Annotated in this window: 11 protein-coding genes and 1 tRNA gene; 7 read left to right on the top strand and 5 right to left on the bottom strand. The window is 66.0% G+C overall.

Features of this window, described 5'->3' with window-relative positions; translation table 11 throughout:
• Positions 1-7 precede the first annotated feature (7 nt).
• Complete coding sequence (gene hspQ, locus ACO056_RS13330) at positions 8-388, bottom strand: heat shock protein HspQ (protein WP_421847500.1); 381 nt, start codon at positions 386-388, stop codon at positions 8-10.
• Between the two features lie 167 nt (positions 389-555).
• Here hspQ and ACO056_RS13325 point away from each other — a divergent pair.
• A tRNA-Ser gene (locus tag ACO056_RS13325) sits at positions 556-645 on the top strand.
• Positions 646-670: 25 nt separating this feature from the next.
• On the opposite strand, the gene ACO056_RS13320 is transcribed toward ACO056_RS13325, so the two are convergent.
• Positions 671-1804 carry an aromatic ring-hydroxylating oxygenase subunit alpha gene (locus tag ACO056_RS13320; protein ID WP_421847498.1) on the bottom strand — a complete coding sequence of 378 codons (1134 nt, stop codon included), beginning with the start codon at positions 1802-1804 and terminating at the stop codon, positions 671-673.
• Positions 1805-1883: 79 nt separating this feature from the next.
• On the opposite strand from ACO056_RS13320, the gene ACO056_RS13315 reads away from it, so the two are divergent.
• Genes ACO056_RS13315 through ACO056_RS13305 form a run of 3 tightly spaced genes read left to right on the top strand, consistent with a single transcriptional unit; the run spans position 1884 to position 5544 of the window.
• The gene (locus ACO056_RS13315; protein WP_421847496.1) at positions 1884-3512 is read left to right on the top strand and encodes a phytoene desaturase family protein; all 1629 of its coding nucleotides are present in this window, start codon (positions 1884-1886) and stop codon (positions 3510-3512) included.
• Positions 3512-4915 (top strand): APC family permease, encoded by a 1404-nt coding sequence (locus tag ACO056_RS13310; protein ID WP_421847494.1) that lies wholly within the window; start codon positions 3512-3514, stop codon positions 4913-4915. The genes ACO056_RS13315 and ACO056_RS13310 overlap by 1 nt, the downstream gene beginning before the upstream one ends.
• Before the next feature lie 2 nt (positions 4916-4917).
• Positions 4918-5544 (top strand): TetR/AcrR family transcriptional regulator, encoded by a 627-nt coding sequence (locus ACO056_RS13305; protein ID WP_421847492.1) that lies wholly within the window; start codon positions 4918-4920, stop codon positions 5542-5544.
• A gap of 6 nt (positions 5545-5550) precedes the next feature.
• Here ACO056_RS13305 and ACO056_RS13300 read toward each other — a convergent pair whose 3' ends face one another.
• The gene (locus ACO056_RS13300) at positions 5551-6522 is read right to left on the bottom strand and encodes a cyanophycinase (protein ID WP_421847490.1); all 972 of its coding nucleotides are present in this window, start codon (positions 6520-6522) and stop codon (positions 5551-5553) included.
• Positions 6523-6699: 177 nt separating this feature from the next.
• On the opposite strand from ACO056_RS13300, the gene ACO056_RS13295 reads away from it, so the two are divergent.
• Positions 6700-10689 carry an amino acid adenylation domain-containing protein gene (locus tag ACO056_RS13295; protein ID WP_421847488.1) on the top strand — a complete coding sequence of 1330 codons (3990 nt, stop codon included), beginning with the start codon at positions 6700-6702 and terminating at the stop codon, positions 10687-10689.
• Here the strand turns inward: ACO056_RS13295 and ACO056_RS13290 are convergent.
• Both ACO056_RS13290 and ACO056_RS13285 read right to left on the bottom strand, forming a co-directional pair.
• Complete coding sequence (locus tag ACO056_RS13290; RefSeq protein ID WP_421847486.1) at positions 10686-12437, bottom strand: M10 family metallopeptidase; 1752 nt, start codon at positions 12435-12437, stop codon at positions 10686-10688. The two genes, ACO056_RS13295 and ACO056_RS13290, sit on opposite strands and share 4 nt — an antisense overlap.
• Positions 12438-12622: 185 nt before the next feature.
• Complete coding sequence (locus ACO056_RS13285; protein ID WP_421847484.1) at positions 12623-14143, bottom strand: glycerol-3-phosphate dehydrogenase; 1521 nt, start codon at positions 14141-14143, stop codon at positions 12623-12625.
• Between the two features lie 232 nt (positions 14144-14375).
• On the opposite strand from ACO056_RS13285, the gene ACO056_RS13280 reads away from it, so the two are divergent.
• Positions 14376-15683: an alpha/beta hydrolase family protein gene (locus tag ACO056_RS13280; protein ID WP_421847482.1), complete on the top strand. Its 1308-nt coding sequence runs from the start codon at positions 14376-14378 to the stop codon at positions 15681-15683.
• Between the two features lie 157 nt (positions 15684-15840).
• The gene (locus ACO056_RS13275) at positions 15841-16548 is read left to right on the top strand and encodes a hypothetical protein (protein WP_421847480.1); all 708 of its coding nucleotides are present in this window, start codon (positions 15841-15843) and stop codon (positions 16546-16548) included.
• The last annotated feature ends 7 nt before the right edge of the window (positions 16549-16555 follow it).

Genomic DNA, 16555 nt, shown 5'->3' with positions numbered 1-16555 from the left:
CGTCACATCAGTGCGAGAGGCCGCGGCGCAGGCGATAACGGCCCTCGCGGAAAGCCTCGAACATCTCGTGCACCGAAGGGTGGTCCACCGGGCCACCCTCGGCATCCGACATCAGGTTCTGCTGGCTGACGTAGGCGACGTAGCTGTTCTCGTCATTCTCGGCGAGGAGGTGATAGAACGGCTGTTCGCGCGGGGGGCGAATTTCGGCCGGGATCGATTCGTACCATTCCTCGCTGTTGGCGAAGACCGGGTCGATATCGAAGATGACGCCGCGAAAATCGAAGAGCTTGTGCCTGACGACATCGCCAATGGCGAAGCGCGCTCGTGAAACGTGGGGAGCCGTGATCTCACGGCCAGCCTGGGGCGAAAAGAAACTCGCTCGGTCCATATGCTCGAATATAGGCGCCTCCCGCCGGGAAACAAGCGAGCCTTGGTGCATTCGCCGTGGATTGTCGGGGAAGTGTCACATGTTTCCCCTTGGCAAGCGCGGGGCCATGCGCTAACGGCGCGCTTCCTCGACCGGGACGGCTTCTCGCCGGCTCAACGACACTTCGCGGAGAGGTGGCAGAGTGGTCGAATGCACCGCACTCGAAATGCGGCATACGGGCAACCGTATCCAGGGTTCGAATCCCTGCCTCTCCGCCAAGTGCCTCTGCCGACTCCCGAAACCTCAAGGCTCCCCGCAGCTTTCGATGTAGCGCCGGATATCGAGGCTCAAGTCTTCGATCGGGGCGTAGTAGCCGTGGGTGTGGACGCGTGCGGCGATGCCGGATTGGACGCGTTCGCACACGGCCCAGTCCTGGCGGTTGACGATATCCCAGAAATCGACGGCGTCGGATGGGTCGAAGTCTGATCTGGCCACTTCATCCGGGTGGAACAGGAAGCGGCATTCGATCAGCGTGCGGTCTGCCGCGAGGGGCCAGAGCACGAAGGCGGCGGCGTGTTCGCAGCTCACGCTGAGCATGAGGTTGGGATAGATCAGCTCGCCCTTGTGGCGCACCTTTTCCTCCTCCGAGAGGCCGGGGAAGGGCGCGCGGGTGGTCGTGCCGTCCATGGTGTAAGTCCAGGCGCCCTCGCGGTGGGGGATGCCGGCTTCCCAATCGAGGTCGATCCCGCCGCGCACCTTGAAGGCAGGCACGATGGCGGTGAGCTCCGGATGGACGCCGGGGCAGTGGTAGCACTCGTTGTAGTTTTCGAGGATCAGCTTCCAGTTGGCCTTGACCTCGTAGCGGATGGTCTCGGCAGTCACGAGATCGGCGAGCGGGTAGTTTGCCAATCGGCGCGCGGGCTCGGCAAGGCCGGCGGCGAAATCGGGCGCGGTTTCGCCCGAGAGGTTGAGGAAGACGAAGCCGCCCCAGGTCTGGACCAAAACCGGATGCAGGCTGAACTGGCTCTTGTCGAAGCCCGGCGCATCCTGCAGCTGGGGCGCGGCGAGCAGGCGGCCATCGAGCCCATAAGACCAGCCGTGATAGGGGCAGCGGATCATCGTTTTGCCGACAACCCCGGCATCGAGGTCGACGCCCCAGCGCGCATCGCTCGCCGCATCGCACATGCGCGCGCCGCGGTGGCGGCAGACGTTGTAGTGCGCATGGAGTGCGCCGTCCTTGCCGCGCACGACGATGACGCTTTCGCCCGCGATATCGAGCACCTTGTGATCGCCGGGGGCGGGGAAGTCCTCCTCACGCCCGGCGCAGAACCACTGGCGGTGGAAGATGGCGGCCTTGTCACGCGTGTAGGCTTCGGCCGTCAGGTAGGCGGTGCTTTCGAGCGAGCGCTCCATTCCGCCATTGGCCGTATCCCCCATCACGCCGCTCCTATCCGCTTATTAGACGCTTGCCTTATAAGCGCCATTGCGGCACTCATCCAGCCTGAAAGCGAGGGGGATGAGCGGCGCGGCCATGAGTGTGACGGACAAGGTCTGGGATGCGATCATCGTCGGCGCAGGCCACAATGGCCTGACCGCGGCGGCCTATCTGGCCAAGGCCGGGCGTTCGGTGCTGGTGCTGGAAGCGCGGCCGATCGTTGGCGGGGCCTGCGTGACCGAGGAGGTGATCCCGGGGCACCGCGTTTCCTTCACCTCCTACATCGCCTCGATGCTGATGCCGACGGTGATCCGCGATCTCGATCTCGGCCGCCACGGCCTGCGCATGCTGGCCTGCGATCCGATCCTCACGGTTCCGCTGGGCGAGGGTGAGATCATCCGCTGGTGGGCCGATACCGAACGCACTGCGCAGGAAATCGCCCGCTTTTCCGCGCGCGATGCCGAGGCCTTTCTCGAAGTCGACCGCAAGCTGAAGGCGCTTGCAGCTTATCTCCAGCCGTTCTTCCTCGAATCCCCGCCCGACCTCGCTGCGCGCGGGCTTGACCGGCTGCGCGAGGGGCTGCGGATGCTCCGCCGCTTCCGCCGCATCAAGGGCACCGAGATCGGCGAGATGGTGCAGTTCCTCACCGGCAGCCTTGGCGAGTTTCTTGACCGGCACTTCGAATCCGATGCGGCCAAGCGCATGATCCTGGCCAACAACGTCTATGGCAAGCATGGCGGGCCCTATGAGCCGGGTTCGGCGGTCGGGCTGTTGTTCCACTTGCTTGCGGGCGGGGACAACGCGGTGCAGGGCTTCAACGGTCATGTGATGGGCGGCATGGGCGCGGTTTCCGGCGCGATTGCTGCTGCCGCGCGCGGCTTTGGCGCGGTGATCGAAACGAGCGCGCCGGTCGCCAGCATCGATGTGTTCGGCGGGCGGGCGACCGGCGTGACCCTGGCCGATGGGCGGCAGGTGCGCGGGAAAGTCGTGCTTTCCAATGCCGATCCCAAGCGCACGTTCCTGTCGCTGCTGGCCAAGGCCGATCTGCCCGAGGATTTTCGCCGCGATATTGCCGCGATCAAGATGGGCGGCCCGGCAGCCAAACTGAACATCGCGCTTTCGGGAGAGCCGATGGTCATCGGCCGCAAGCCCGACGCCACGCCACTGGAGCGCGCGCTGCTGACCATTGCGCCCACGCTCGAAGGCGCGCAGCGCTGCGCCGATATCGCGCGCTTCGGCGATATCCCGGAGGAACTGTGGATCGACTGCGTGATCCCCAGCCTCGTCGACGACAGCCTCTGCCCGCCGGGGCATCACATGCTGACCTGCTTCATCCAGTATGTGCCCTACAAGCTGCGCGAAGGGACCTGGGACGAGAAGCGCGAGGCGCTGGCGGAATCGATCATCGATCAGATCAGCCGCCACATGCCGAACCTGCGCGAGCTGATTCTCGGCCGCGTGATGCTCACCCCGCTTGATCTGGAGCGGATCTACGGCCTCACCGAAGGCAATATCTTCCACGGTGATCTGCACCCCGGCGCGCTGTTCTCGATGCGCCCGGTGCCGCGCTGGTCGCAATATCGGACGCCGGTCGAGGGGCTGTACCTCTGCGGCGCGGGGGCGCATCCCGGCGGCGGGGTCACCGGGGCGCCCGGGCATAACGCGGCGATGCAGGTGCTGCGCGATACGAAGAAGCAGGCAAATCGCTGATGGCCGGCGGGGCGCCCCATCCTCCAAAGGTGATGGGCGTTGCCGATCTTGCGATGTTCTATGTCGTGACCGGGGTCAGCCTGCGCTGGATCGCGACGGCGGCGGCGTTCGGGCCGAGTTCGATCGTGATCTGGGTCGGCGCGCTGCTGTGCTTCTACTTGCCCTTCGTGCTCGCCATCGTCGAACTGTCCTCGCGCTACCCGCAGGAAGGCGGGCTCTATATCTGGACGCGCGAAGCCTTCGGGCCATACGTGGGGTTCATGGCGGGGTGGAGCTACTTTACCTCGAACCTCCCTTATTTCCCCAGCGTGCTTTATTTCGATGCGGGCAACGCGATCTACATCGGCGGGACAAACTGGCTGCATCTGCGCAGCAATCCGGTGTTCTTCATGAGCTTTGCGCTCGGGGCACTAGCGTTCATCACCGCGATCAACATTTTCGGGCTGCGCTTCGGGCGCTGGCTGCACAATCTCGGCGCGGTCGGCATGTGGGGGCCGGCGCTGATCGTGATCGTGCTGGGCGCGATGGCGTGGTGGCAGTTCGGCTCGGCGACCACGTTCACTCCGCATTCCTTCGTGCCGGTCTTCGATATCCAGCACATGATCATGTGGGCCGCGATTGCCTTTGCGCTCTCGGGCGCGGAGACCGCCTCGTTCATGAGCGGCGAGATCAAGGACCCGCGCCGCACGATCCCGCGCGCGCTGCCGATTGCAGGTGTGGTGATCGTCTCGTGCTACATCATCGGCACGTTCGCGGTGCTGCTGGCGATGCCGGCGGGTGAGGTCAACACACTGCAGGGCCTGATCCAGGCAGGCGCGGTGGCGGCGCAGAAGGTGGGAGCGGGCTGGATCATCGTGCCGCTCGCGCTGCTCATCACGCTGGGCAATCTCGGCGCGGCGAGCGGTTTCCTCTCCTGCGCGGCGCGTATCCCCTTCGCGGTGGGGATCGACCGGCTGCTGCCGCCGGTTTTCGCGCGTGTCCATCCCAAGTGGGGCACGCCTTATGTCGCGATCCTCGTGCAGGGCGGGCTCGGCGCGGTGCTGTGCATCCTCGGGCAGGCTGGAACGGGGGTGAAGGGCGCCTATGACGTGCTGGTGAGCATGGGGATCATCGCCGCCTTCCTGCCGTTTGCGCTGGTGTTTCTTGCCGTGATCCGCCTGCAGGGGCGGCCTGCGGAAGAGGGCTTGACCCGGCTGCCCGGCGGGCGCGTGACATCGACAGTCTCCGCCTGCATTGGCCTCGCCACGACGCTTACCGCGCTGGTGCTGGCGGGGTTTCCGGCGACGGATGAGCCGAACAAGCTCCTTGCGGTGATCAAGATCCTGGGCCTCACCTCCGTGCTGCTGGGCAGCGGCAGCCTGGTCTATGTGCTTGGCCAGCGCGCGGCGCGGCGGGCGGCGTGAACATGGCAAGCCCTGCTGCAGACGCACTGGCGCGCCCGCGCCGCCGCCGCGCTTCTCCGCTGGTGAGGCGCGCGGACCTTGTCGCCGCAACGGTGAGCTGCCTTGCCCGGCTTGGCGCCAAAGGCACGACGGGGCGCGAGATCTGCCGGCAGGCCGGGGTCAGCCACGGCCTCTTGCGGCACTACTTCCGCAATCCGGACAACTTGCTCCTCGAAACCTACGAACAGCTCTGCGAGGATATGCTCGCGCAGCTTGAGGCCGCGGCCATGCCGTTTGCAGCTGATCCCTCCGAGGCGCTCCACCGCTACTTTGTCGCGGTCTTCTCCGACGACTGGGCCGGGCCCGATATCATCGGCGCCTGGATGGTGTTCTGGCAACAGGCCCGCAGCCGCGCCGATTTCGCAGGCGTTTCAGGCAGCTTCAACTTGCGCCAGCGCCAGCTGCTCGAGCGCCTTGTGGCGGCGCTTCCGGCGCGGACGGATGCGCTCCCCATGGCCGATGCGATTGCACTGCTTTCGGCCGTGCTCGATGGGCTCTGGATCGAATACTACCTCTCCGACCAGCGCACCCCGCGCGAGCGTTGCATTGCCTTGTGCGATGCGGCCGTACGCCGGCTGTTCGGCGCCTGAGCCGCTTCAGGGCAGCGGCGTGATCGCTCCGCCGCCGGCGCTGTAGTCCTTCTCGGCGACCGGATTTTTGACCGTTCCCGCAGGCAGGTGCACCACCGAGCGCGGCCCGACCACGGTCACCCGCACCCGCGCAGCCGCCAACGGGCCGGGCGTGACGACGCGCCCGATCCCGCTGCCGGAAACCAACGAAACGCCGGTGCCGGGTACTGAGGGATAGACTCGCCCCGTCCCGTCCGGTTCCACAGCAAGCGCCACGCCTTCGTCGATGCCCAGCCCGATCAGGGGCGGCGCATCGGCCGGTCTGCTCGCCTGCGCCTTGGCGAGGAAGGCGAACAGCCGCCCGAGCCTGTCGCGCTGGGTAAAGTGGCTGTCGGTGATCACGCCCTTGAGGAGGCCGAGGTGGAGGAACCCGGTCTCGATCGTGGTGCCTTTGCCATAGGGCTCGGCGAGTGCCTGTGAGGATGTCAGGCTCTGGCTATCCATCGCGCCGTAGAGGTATTCGCCCAGGATCGCGAGCCCGGCGCTGGTGCCTGCCAGCGGCTTGCCCGCGCGGACATGGGCATCGAGCGCGGCGGCAATCGGCGTGCCGCGCCAGCGCCGCACATAGCGCGCCTGATCGCCGCCGGCGATGAACACGCCGTCAGCCTTGCTCAGTGCTTCGAGCAAATGCCCGTCGCGGCTGGCGGAACGGGCATGCGTGACGAAGGTTTCGGCGGAAAGCACGCCGCCGATCTCGCGGACAAACTCGGTGCTGGCCTCGCCGTGCTGCGAGGCCCGGAGGATGACGATATGGCCGTGGCCTGCCTTGGCGATGAACCAGCGCATCGCCTCGATGCTGTGGTCACCGCCGCCGATGAGCAGCAATCCGCCCGAAACCGGCGCTGGGGCAGGGCCGGAAGGGTCGCCTTCAAGATAGACGTCGAGCGCCCTCGCGGCTGCTGGCGATGCGGCGGGCACGGCCTGCAGCGTTGCCAGCACGGCCAGAACTGCTCTCGCGGAAATATGCAAACCCGGCTCCCCTGCTTCGCTGCGGCGGGACAGGTTCTCGCACAAGCTACCGCCGCACGCAAAAGGCCCATGGCATGGGGCTTTTGCTCCACTGTTTTGGGTCTAACGACCGCTTGACCGCAATTGCTGCAGCGATAGAGGAGCGGCATGTTCACCGCTTCCGAAGTCCGTCCTGCCCTGCTCCACGCGTTCCTTGCCGAAGCGGCTGCGCGCTATCCGGATGGCACGGCGATCGAGGTGCCGCCTGCGCGCACCCGGCCCGAGCGGCAGGTGATGACCTATGCCGAGCTTGCCGCGCTGACGGATCGGCTCGCGCAGCATCTTGCACCGCGGCTGGAAGCGGAGCGGATCGTCGCGCTGCTGCTGCCGCGCACGTCGCCGATGCTTTATGTCGCGCAGATCGCAGTGCTCAAGGCAGGCGGCGCATATACCGCCATCGATCCCTCGTTCCCGGACGACCGGATCGCCGAAGTGCTTGAGGATGCCGATGCCGTAGCGGTCCTGACCGATGCTGCGGGCGCCGAGCGACTGGAGCCTTTCGCAGGCGCGGTGCCACTGCTGCTGGCGGCGGAGCTTGCGCGGCAGGAGCCGCCCACCGGCGCCGTGCTGCCGGAAGAGGTGCGGCCCGATCAGCTTGCCTATGTGATCTACACCAGCGGCACGACCGGCAAGCCCAAGGGCGTGATGGTCGAGCACTGCAATGTGGCCAATCTGGTTGCCTCCGATCTTGGCGAATTTGGTCTGACACCGGCGGACCGGGTCATCCAGGGCTCGTCGGCCGCCTATGATTCCTCGATCGAGGAAATCTGGCTGGCACTCGCTTCGGGTGCGACGCTGGTGGTGATGGATGATGAGACCGCTCGGCTTGGTCCCGATATCGTCGAATGGCTGAGGCGTGAGCGCGCGAGCGTGTTCTGTCCGCCGCCAACTTTGCTGCGCAGCAGCGGTTGCCGCGATCCGGAAGCCGCGCTGCCTGATCTGAAGCTGCTCTATGTTGGCGGTGAGGCGCTGCCCCGCGATATCGCCGACCGCTGGGCCAGGGGTCGCCGCATGGTCAACGGCTACGGCCCGACCGAATGCGCCGTCACTTGCCTGCGCGGCGATATCCTGCCCGGCGGTCCGATCACCATCGGCCGCCCTGTGCCGGGCATGCAGGCGTTCGTGCTCGACGATGCGCTGCAGCCGGTCCGCGAGGGCGAGCAGGGCGAACTGTGCATGGGCGGCGCGGGCGTGGCGCGCGGCTATCGCCACCGCGAGGACCTGACCGCCGAGAAATTCGTCGATCACCCCATTTGCGGGCGCATCTACCGCACCGGGGACCTCGTTCACCGCGAGCCGGACGGGAACCTGTTCTACCACGGCCGGATCGATGCGCAGGTCAAGATCCGGGGCTACCGTGTCGAACTGGGCGAGATCGAGGCGCGGCTTGCTGCGCTGCCCGGCGTGCGGGCGGCTGCGGCAAGGTTGCAGGATGCTGGCGGCGTGCCCGAACTCGTCGCCTATGTCGTGCCGGGAGAGGGCGTGGAGGCGCTCGATCTGGAAGACTTGCGCAGCCAGCTTTCCAGCACGGTGCCCGGCTACATGGTGCCGCGCCGGATCGGCATGTTGGCGGAACTGCCAACGACCGTTGGCGGCAAGCTCAACCGCGCGGCGCTGCCGCCGATGACATTCACCGCCGATGCTGCGCCCACGCGCGCGGTGGTGCCGCCTGCCACCCCGCTCGAAACCGCGCTTGCGGCGGCCGTGGCCGATATTCTCAACCAGCCGCACGGCGTTTCGGTCGAGGATGATTTCTTCGAGGACCTTGGCGGCGATTCCCTGAGCGCCGCGCTGCTGGTCACGCTGCTGCGGGAAGAGGGCGCTGCGGACTGGGTCACTGTCAGCGACATCTACGCCGCGCGCTCTGTCCGCGCGCTTGCCGCGCTGGGTGAGGAAGCCAATGCTGCCGCGGCCAATGCTGCGCAGCATCCTGCGCTGGAATTGACACGCAAGGGCAAGGCGCGGCCGGTTCTTGCGGGGATCGTCCAGACCGCTTGGCTGGCGGGCGAGCTGGCGTTCGGCGGCTGGGTCAGCTGGGCAGTGGCCTGGGAGCTTTTCCCGCTGCTGTTCGACAAGCTTGATCTCGTCGCCTTCGTGCTGCTGACGCCGCTGATCACGGTGGCCGGTGTTGCGCTCTATCTGCCGGTTTCGGTGGGTTTCACGCTGCTCGTCAAACGGATCGCGATAGGGCGCTATCGTCCGGTGCGCGCGCCGGTGTGGAGCACGTATTACCTGCGCCATTGGGTGACAGTGCAATCCGCGCGGCTGATCCCCTGGCCGATGCTTTCGGGCACGGTGTTCCAGAACGGGGTCCTGCGCTTGCTGGGCGCGAAGATCGGGCGCGGTGTCCATATCCACCGCGGCGTGCATCTCCATCGCGGCGGCTGGGACCTCCTCGAGATCGGCGATAACGCGACACTCGGGCAGGATGCGCACCTTGGCCTTGTCGAGCTTGACCGGGGCGATATCGTGGTCGGGCCGATCGTGATCGGGGCGGATGCCACGCTGCAGACCCGCGCGTCGGTCGAACACGATTGCCGCGTCGGTGCGAGTAGTGTGATCGCGCCGCTTTCGGTGCTCAATGCCGGGGGTACGATTCCGCCGGGCGAGCTGTGGGACGGCGTGCCCGCCCGCCGCGTCGGCCCCGCGCCTGCTGCACCCGCGCTGACGGAGAGTGGTTTGCGGCTCAGCCCCGTTGTCCACGGTCTGGTGACGCTGGCCGCCGAAGGGACCGCGACAATCGTCGGCGCGCTGCCCACCGGCCTTCTCGCGCTGCTGCTGTGCTACCTCCTGGGTGTCGGCTCGAACGAGATCTGGACGTGGATCTACGATCCGAAGCTCGATCCGCAGGTGCTCGCCGTGGTGTTCGGGGTCACTGTCGTCAGCGTTCCAGTGAGCCTCATCTGGAGCGCGTTGATGGTTCGCGCGATGGGCCGCGTGCAGGCCGGCGTGATCGACCGCTGGAGCCTTGCCTACATCCGCGTCTGGCTGAAATCGGCGGCGACTTTCAACGCCGGGCAGTGGCTTTCGGGCACGTTGTTCTGGAAGGAGTGGCTGCGCCTTGCCGGTGCAAACATCGGCGAAAAGTGCGAGATCAGCACGATCTTCGACGTGACGCCCGAACTGGTCACCATAGGCGCCGAGACTTTCTTTGCTGACGGCATCTACCTCGGCGGGCCGGAGATCACGCGCGGCACGGTGCGGCTGGAACCCATCGTGCTCGGGCGCAATACCTTCCTCGGCAATCACGCGGTGATCCCGGCGGGCGAAGTCCTGCCCGACGATATCCTGATCGGCATCAGCACGGTTGCCAATGCCGCCGAGATTTCCGCGGGCCAGTCACGCTTCGGCCGCCCCAGCTTCGATCTGCCGCGCCGGCAGGTAGTGGAAATGGACCGCAGCCTTACGCACGATCCTTCGCTGATCCGCTACATCAACCGTGTGTTCTGGGAATTGCTGCGCTTCGTGTTGCCGGTCGGCACGCTGCTCGCAACCGTGCTGTGGTACAAGCTGCTGGTCGAAGGCGCGCCGGAATCGACCGACCTCGAATTCGCGCTGATCGTGATCCCGCTGGCGACGCTGATGCCGCTCGTGGCGTTGCTGCTTGCCGTCACCGTGCTGAAGTGGACGCTGATGGGTCGCGTCAAGCCCGGCCAGCATGCGCTGTGGTCCTGCTGGGCGAGCCGCTGGGACTTCGTGTTCGTCGCCTGGGCGCGCTATGCCAATGCGATCCTCCAGCAACTTGAAGGGACGTTCCTGCTCACGGCCTACTTGCGCCTGATGGGGCTCAAGATCGGCAAGGGTGCGGTGCTCGGGCCGCAGTTCTCGCAAGTCGTCGATCCCGACATGATCGAGATCGGCGACGGCGCGACCGTTACCGCGTTCTTCCAGGCGCACACCTTCGAAGACCGCGTGCTCAAGGTCGACAAAGTGCGGATCATGGCGGGCGCGACGGTTTCGGCCGGCACCGTCCCGCTCTACGGCTGCCTGGTGGGTGAGGGCGCGCATGTCGGCCCCGGCAGCGTGATCATGAAGCAGGAAAGCCTGCTGCCGGGCCTTTCGTATCAGGGCGTGCCGCTCAAGGTTGTGCGCAATTAGAGGACGAAATCGAGCGCAGAGAGCGGCGGGGCTTTTTCGATCCGGATCGCGAAGTCTGCGGTGCCGTTGCCGTCGATATCGCCGCTGACGAGGCCGACGCCATTGGTCACCTCGTAGCGCAGCTGTCCGGGGACCTTGGTGAAGGCTGACTTGCCGATCCAGATGAAGGGATCGTTCACCGCGGCGGTCAGCTTGTTGGCATCGATGCCGGACAAGTCGATCCGATCGCCTTGCGCACTGCTGAAATCGAGGATCACGTCGGCGGTCGTCGCGCTGGTCCCGGCAAGATCGGTGATCGCCGCAAAACGGAACACATCGCCGCCGTCGCCGCCTTCCAGCATATCGCGTCCGCCGCCGCCGATGAGGATATCGGCGCCGCCGCCGCCGAGGAGCTGATCCGCCCCGTTGCCGCCATCGAGCACATTGGCGCCGGCATCGCCGACCAGCAGATCCGCGCCGGTGCCGCCGATCAGGTTCTCGATTCCCGTCAGGGTGTCGTTTCCGGCGGCGCCTGTCGCTTGCGGCGCGGTGATGGCGAGGCTCACCCGCACGCCCGCGCTGCTCGAGGCATAGCTGGCGGTATCGTTGCCCGCGCCGCCGTCGAGTTTGTCGTCCCCGGCGCCGCCAATCAGCACATCGTCATTCTCGCCGCCCGAAAGCGTGTCGTTGCCGGCGCCGCCATCGAGCAGATCATTCCCGGCCCCGCCCAGCAGCGTATCGTTGCCGCCATTGCCGCGCAGGGTATCCGCCCCCGGACCGCCGTCCAGCGTATTGGCAAGCTCATTGCCCAGCAGCGTATCCGCGCCCGCGCCGCCCAGCGCGTTTTCGATATTGCAGCCAAACGCGATGCCGATGTTGTTGGTCAGCGCAACGGAGTTGTACGCAAGTGAGGAATAGGCTCCCGGCGTCAGGTCCACCGTGCAACCGCCCGTGAATGCCGCGATGCTGAAGGTGTCCGTTCCGCCTGCGTCCCAGATCGCCTCGAACGAAGGCGCGGCGGGGTCGAAAGCGTAAGTGTCGCTACCCGTATGGTATGTCATGTTTGCGCCGTAGAGCGTCTGGATCGCCTGGATGTCGTAGACCATCGGCGTCTTGACTAGGAACTCGGCGCGTCCCGTGGCCGGGTTCGTCCACCAGACCTTTTCGGGCGAGGTATAGGACATGATCGTGTAGCGCTGGTTGTCGAAGCCTGCCGGGATCTTCGGCGCCTCGAACGAGTGCTTGAGACCGAGACTGTGGCCGATCTCGTGCAGCATCGCCAGGTAGTTGTAGGTGCCCGGCGCGAAGGACTGGCCGATGATCGCATCATCGATCCAGATATCGCCATGCGCGTTGCTGCGGCCGTCCGAAACGCCCAGCGAATAGCCCCAATAGCCAGCCGACACCGCCGAGGAGAACGCGACGCGGATATCGCCAACTGTGCCGTCAGCCGTTTCCGCCACGTTCTTGAAGGCAATCTTGGCAACCGCCGACCACGCGCCGAAGGCCTTTGTGATCATGGCGGCCTGATCGCTGGTCACTGCGCCAGTGACCGCGGCGGTGTTCTCGGCCTTGCCATAGGGCGCGGTGAACTGGCTGGCGACGCCTCCTGCCCAGGGGAAGCTGTAGCTGATCTGCGTGATGCCCCCGGCATCCTTGGTCGACCAGACCAGCCGGAACGCGGCTTGCGAGGGGAGCAGCGCATTGATGAAGGGATTGGTGCTCGCGGCGGTGCGCGCAACGGGTGACAAGTCGGTGAAGCGGGGCATCGTTGGGGCTCGCGCTGTAAGGGCTGACCCTTGCAGCAATGCCAGCATTGGCTGAAGGCAATCTAAATGCCCACACAGACTCTCCCGGAGCACAAAAGCCCGATTTTGCGGGCGTTACAGCCGATCAACCATCGCAAGGTACGCAGCGGCGCGGCTCCTGGTGGTTAAGCTCTTTGCGCGTTCGCTTAGGGTTTCCGGCTAGCCAGATAGGCATCGACCGCTGCCGCCGTTTCCGGCGGCACATGGAGCCCCAGCTTGCTGCGGCGGTAGAGCACATCTTCTGCGCTGCGGGCCCATTCCTGGGCTGCGAGGTAATCGACTTCGGCCTGTGTCAGGCCTCCACCGAAATCGGTGCCGAGCGCATCCATGGTCTGCGCGGTGCCGAGGATGGCAAAAGCGCGCGTGCCATAGGCGCGGGCAAGCCGGGTCAGCAGCGGGCACGGCAGGCCGGGATGCGCCGCTGCAATCTGCGCGACGAAGGCAGCGAAATCATCGCCCGGGATATCGCCGCCTGGCAGGTCCGCGCCTGCGGTCCAATCCCCCTTGGCGCCGGGGTAGAACGGCACGAGCTTCTCGAGCGCGTGTTCGGCGAGCTTGCGGTAGGTCGTGATCTTGCCGCCGAACACGCTGAGCAAGGGCGCGCGGCCGTCGCCGCCATCGAGATCGAGCACATAGTCGCGCGTGACAGCCGAAGCGCTCGCGGCATGGTCGTCATAGAGCGGGCGAATGCCGGCATAGCTCCATACCACGTCTTCGGGATGGATCTGCCTGGCGAAGTAGCTGCGCACCGTTTCGCACAGGTAATCGGTTTCCTCGGGCGAGATATGCGCCTTGCCGGGCTGGCCCTGCCAAGGTTCGTCAGTCGTGCCGATAAGCGTGAAATCGTGCTCGTAGGGGATGGCGAAGACGATGCGGCGATCCGGGTTCTGCAGCATGAAGGCGTGATCGCCCTCGTAGAGCTTGGGCACGACGATGTGGCTGCCCTTGATCAGGCGCACGCCGCGATCCTGGCTGGCGCTGGCCGCGCGCTGGAGCACATCCTCCACCCATGGGCCGGCGGCATTGACCAGACCGCGCGCCATCACGGTGCGGGTGCTGCCTTCGCCTGCGATCTCGGCCTTCCACAGCGCGCCGTCGCGCGTTGCCGAAACCAGCTTTGTCCGCGTCTCGATCGTAGCGCCCCGCTCGGCCGCATCGCGCGCGTTGAGCACCACGAGGCGGCTGTCCTCGACCCAGCAATCCGAATAGACGAACGCCGTTTTCGCGCCCGGTTTCAGGCCATTGCCGAGCGGCGAACGGGAGAGGTTGACCGTCCGCGTTGCCGGGAGCTTCTTGCGGCCGCCGAGGTTGTCATAGAGAAACAGCCCCAGCCGGACGAGCCACGCGGGGCGGGGCGAATTCATCTGCGGCAGCACGAAGGCGAGCGGCCAGATGATGTGCGGCGCCATGCCCAACAGCCGTTCGCGCTCGATCAGCGCTTCGCGGACGAGACGGAACTCGTAGTATTCGAGATAGCGCAGCCCGCCGTGGATCAGCTTGGTGCTGGCCGAAGAGGTGTGGCTGGCAAGGTCTTCCTGCTCGACCAGCAGCACGGAAAGCCCGCGTCCGGCGGCATCGCGGGCAATGCCGGCGCCGTTGATGCCCCCGCCGACGATCAGCAGGTCATAGGTTTCCGGATCCGGCACGTGGTAGCTCCTGCCTGCCATTGGGGCACTGATGTGGTGGCGTCCGCTCCTTAGCCACGATCACGTGGTCGGACAAATGCAGCTAGCGCAACCTTGGATGCGAATACAAGATAGCGTCGCGGCTGGTAAATGCGGTAACAGGGGCCATGCGAGAGGCAAGGCAAAACCCGGCGAATGACCGGGATATCCCATCGAACCCCAAGGAATGCAGGCCATTCCGCATCCGGGCGACCGGTTTCCGGATGATTCGCGCTTGAGGCCGCTTTCGGTTTTCGCGGCGATGCTCTCGGCCTCGTCTGTCGCCGCCGCCGCCCCGGCGCAAGCCGCGCCGCCGCCAAGCGTGCCCGAAGTCGGCGCGCCTTCGCTGGCGGCACTCGGGCCCAACGGCGTGGGTGTGATCGAAAAGACGGTTGTTGATCGCGGCGCGGTCGATCCACTTGGCAGCCTTGCCAAGGGCACGCTGGTCCGCGCCGACCGGACGATGCCGCTGGTGATCTGGTACCCCGCTGAGGTCGGCCCCAAGGACCGCCGCGCGACCTATCGGGCAAGCCTCGTTTCAGAGCCGCCAAAGCCACCTGCCTATTTCACGGTCCCCGCGCTTGCCGTTGCGGATGCGAAGCCGGCGGGCCACGGCTATCCGATCGTCCTCCTCTCGCACGGCTACAACAACGATCCGGTCATGCTTTCGTGGCTGGGCGAAAACCTTGCGACCAAGGGTTATGTCGTCGTGGCGATCCGCCATCATGATCCGGCAATTACCGATACGGCGAAGGCACCAGCCACGTTGATCCGCCGCCCGCTCGATATCACCTTCGTGCTGCGCCGCATTCGCGGTGGCCTGCTGGGGCCGCTGGGCGATACCACGCGCATCGCGCTCGCGGGCTATTCCTTCGGCGGCTACGGCGCGCTGACCGTGGCGGGCGCACAGCTTGATGCGGGAAGCCCGGCCGTCAAGCGCCTGCCGGCCGCGCTTGTCGAACGCTACACCGGCAGCGGCCCCGATGTTGCCGCGCTGCACGATCCGGCGATCAAGGCGGTTGTCGCCATTTCCCCTGCCGGGGGTGCGCCGTGGGCGGCCTGGGGCGCAAGCGGCCTCTCCGGCATCAAGGCGCCGCTGCTTGTCATCGTCGGCACATCGGACCGCACTGTCGGCTATGATCCCGGTCCTGCCGCGATCTTCCGCGATGCCAAGGGTTCGGACCGCTGGCTGCTGGCACTTAAAGGCGCAGGACACGCCATCGGCACCAATCCGGCTCCGGCGGAAATGCGCGGCACCGTCTGGGATTTCGACTGGTTCGAGGACCGCATGTGGCGCAAGCCGCGGGTCAACAGCATTGCGCTCCACTTCATCACCGCGTTCCTCGATCTGCAGCTCAAGGGGGAGGCCGCCAAGGCCGAATATCTCGCCGTGCCATCAGAGGAATCCGATGGCGCTGCGTGGAAGAGCGACGACAAGCGCTACGATGCAGTCAGCCAAGGCGGTGCGAACCCGACCTGGAAGGGCTTCGTCAAGGACCATCAGGACGGGCTGATACTGAAGCACTTGCCGCCGTCGCCATAAGGTCCAATTCGGTCGCGACTGAGATTGGCTTCGCGCCTTCATCTGCGTATCGAGTGATGAGGCGCGCGGGATCAGATGGCTGATCTCCCAAGGTGTGCGCTGCGCAGGATTGCGCGCGGATGGAAGGGTGGGAAACTTGGCTTTGGATGCTGCTGTGGTGAGCCGTCAACAAGGCAGAGCCCCCCGCGGCGCCTTTGCGCTCGCCATGTCGGTCGTGATCACGGCGCTGGTCGGGTTCGGCTTCAGTTTCACTTTCATGGCCGACGTGGTCGGTCGGCTGCGGCCCCTCATCCTCTACATCCATGTCGCCAGTGCGGCGCTCTGGCTGCTGCTGCTCGTGCTGCAGGCTTTCCTCGTGCGGCGCGGCCAGGTGGGGTTGCACCGCCGCCTTGGTGGCTGGGGTATCTGGCTCGGGGCCATCGCGGCAGTCTCGGCTTTCGCAACCACTGTCGTACTCCGTCAGCAGAAAATCGCCCTCCATCCGGGCAACCTGGAAACAATCGCCTTTCTTGCCGTGCCGCTGCCGGGGGCCATTCTCTTCTCGCTGTTCTTCGTGTTGGGGGTTCGGGCGCGCCGCATCCCGGCGCATCACCGCCGTTACATGCTGCTTGCGGCGGCGATCCTGCCGGGTCCGGCTTTGGCAAGGATCCCCGGTGCGGACGAGATCATGCTTTCAGACATCACGACAACTGCGCTGGTCATGATCCTGTGCGCGCATGACGTGATCACGCAGCGGCGGGTCCACCCGATCAATATGGCGGGGCTGGCATTGTTCATCCTGCTGCCCCAGATCGCGCAGCGCTATCTTTTCGAACAGCAGCCGGACTGGTGGATTGCATTCGCCCGGGCTGTTACCGGCGCTTGAAACCCGG

It is taken from the genome of Novosphingobium sp. (genome assembly GCF_965228995.1).
Classification (GTDB): domain Bacteria; phylum Pseudomonadota; class Alphaproteobacteria; order Sphingomonadales; family Sphingomonadaceae; genus Novosphingobium.
The sequence above is the reverse complement of the archived record's forward strand: the minus strand, read 5'-3'. Positions and strand labels throughout refer to the sequence as shown.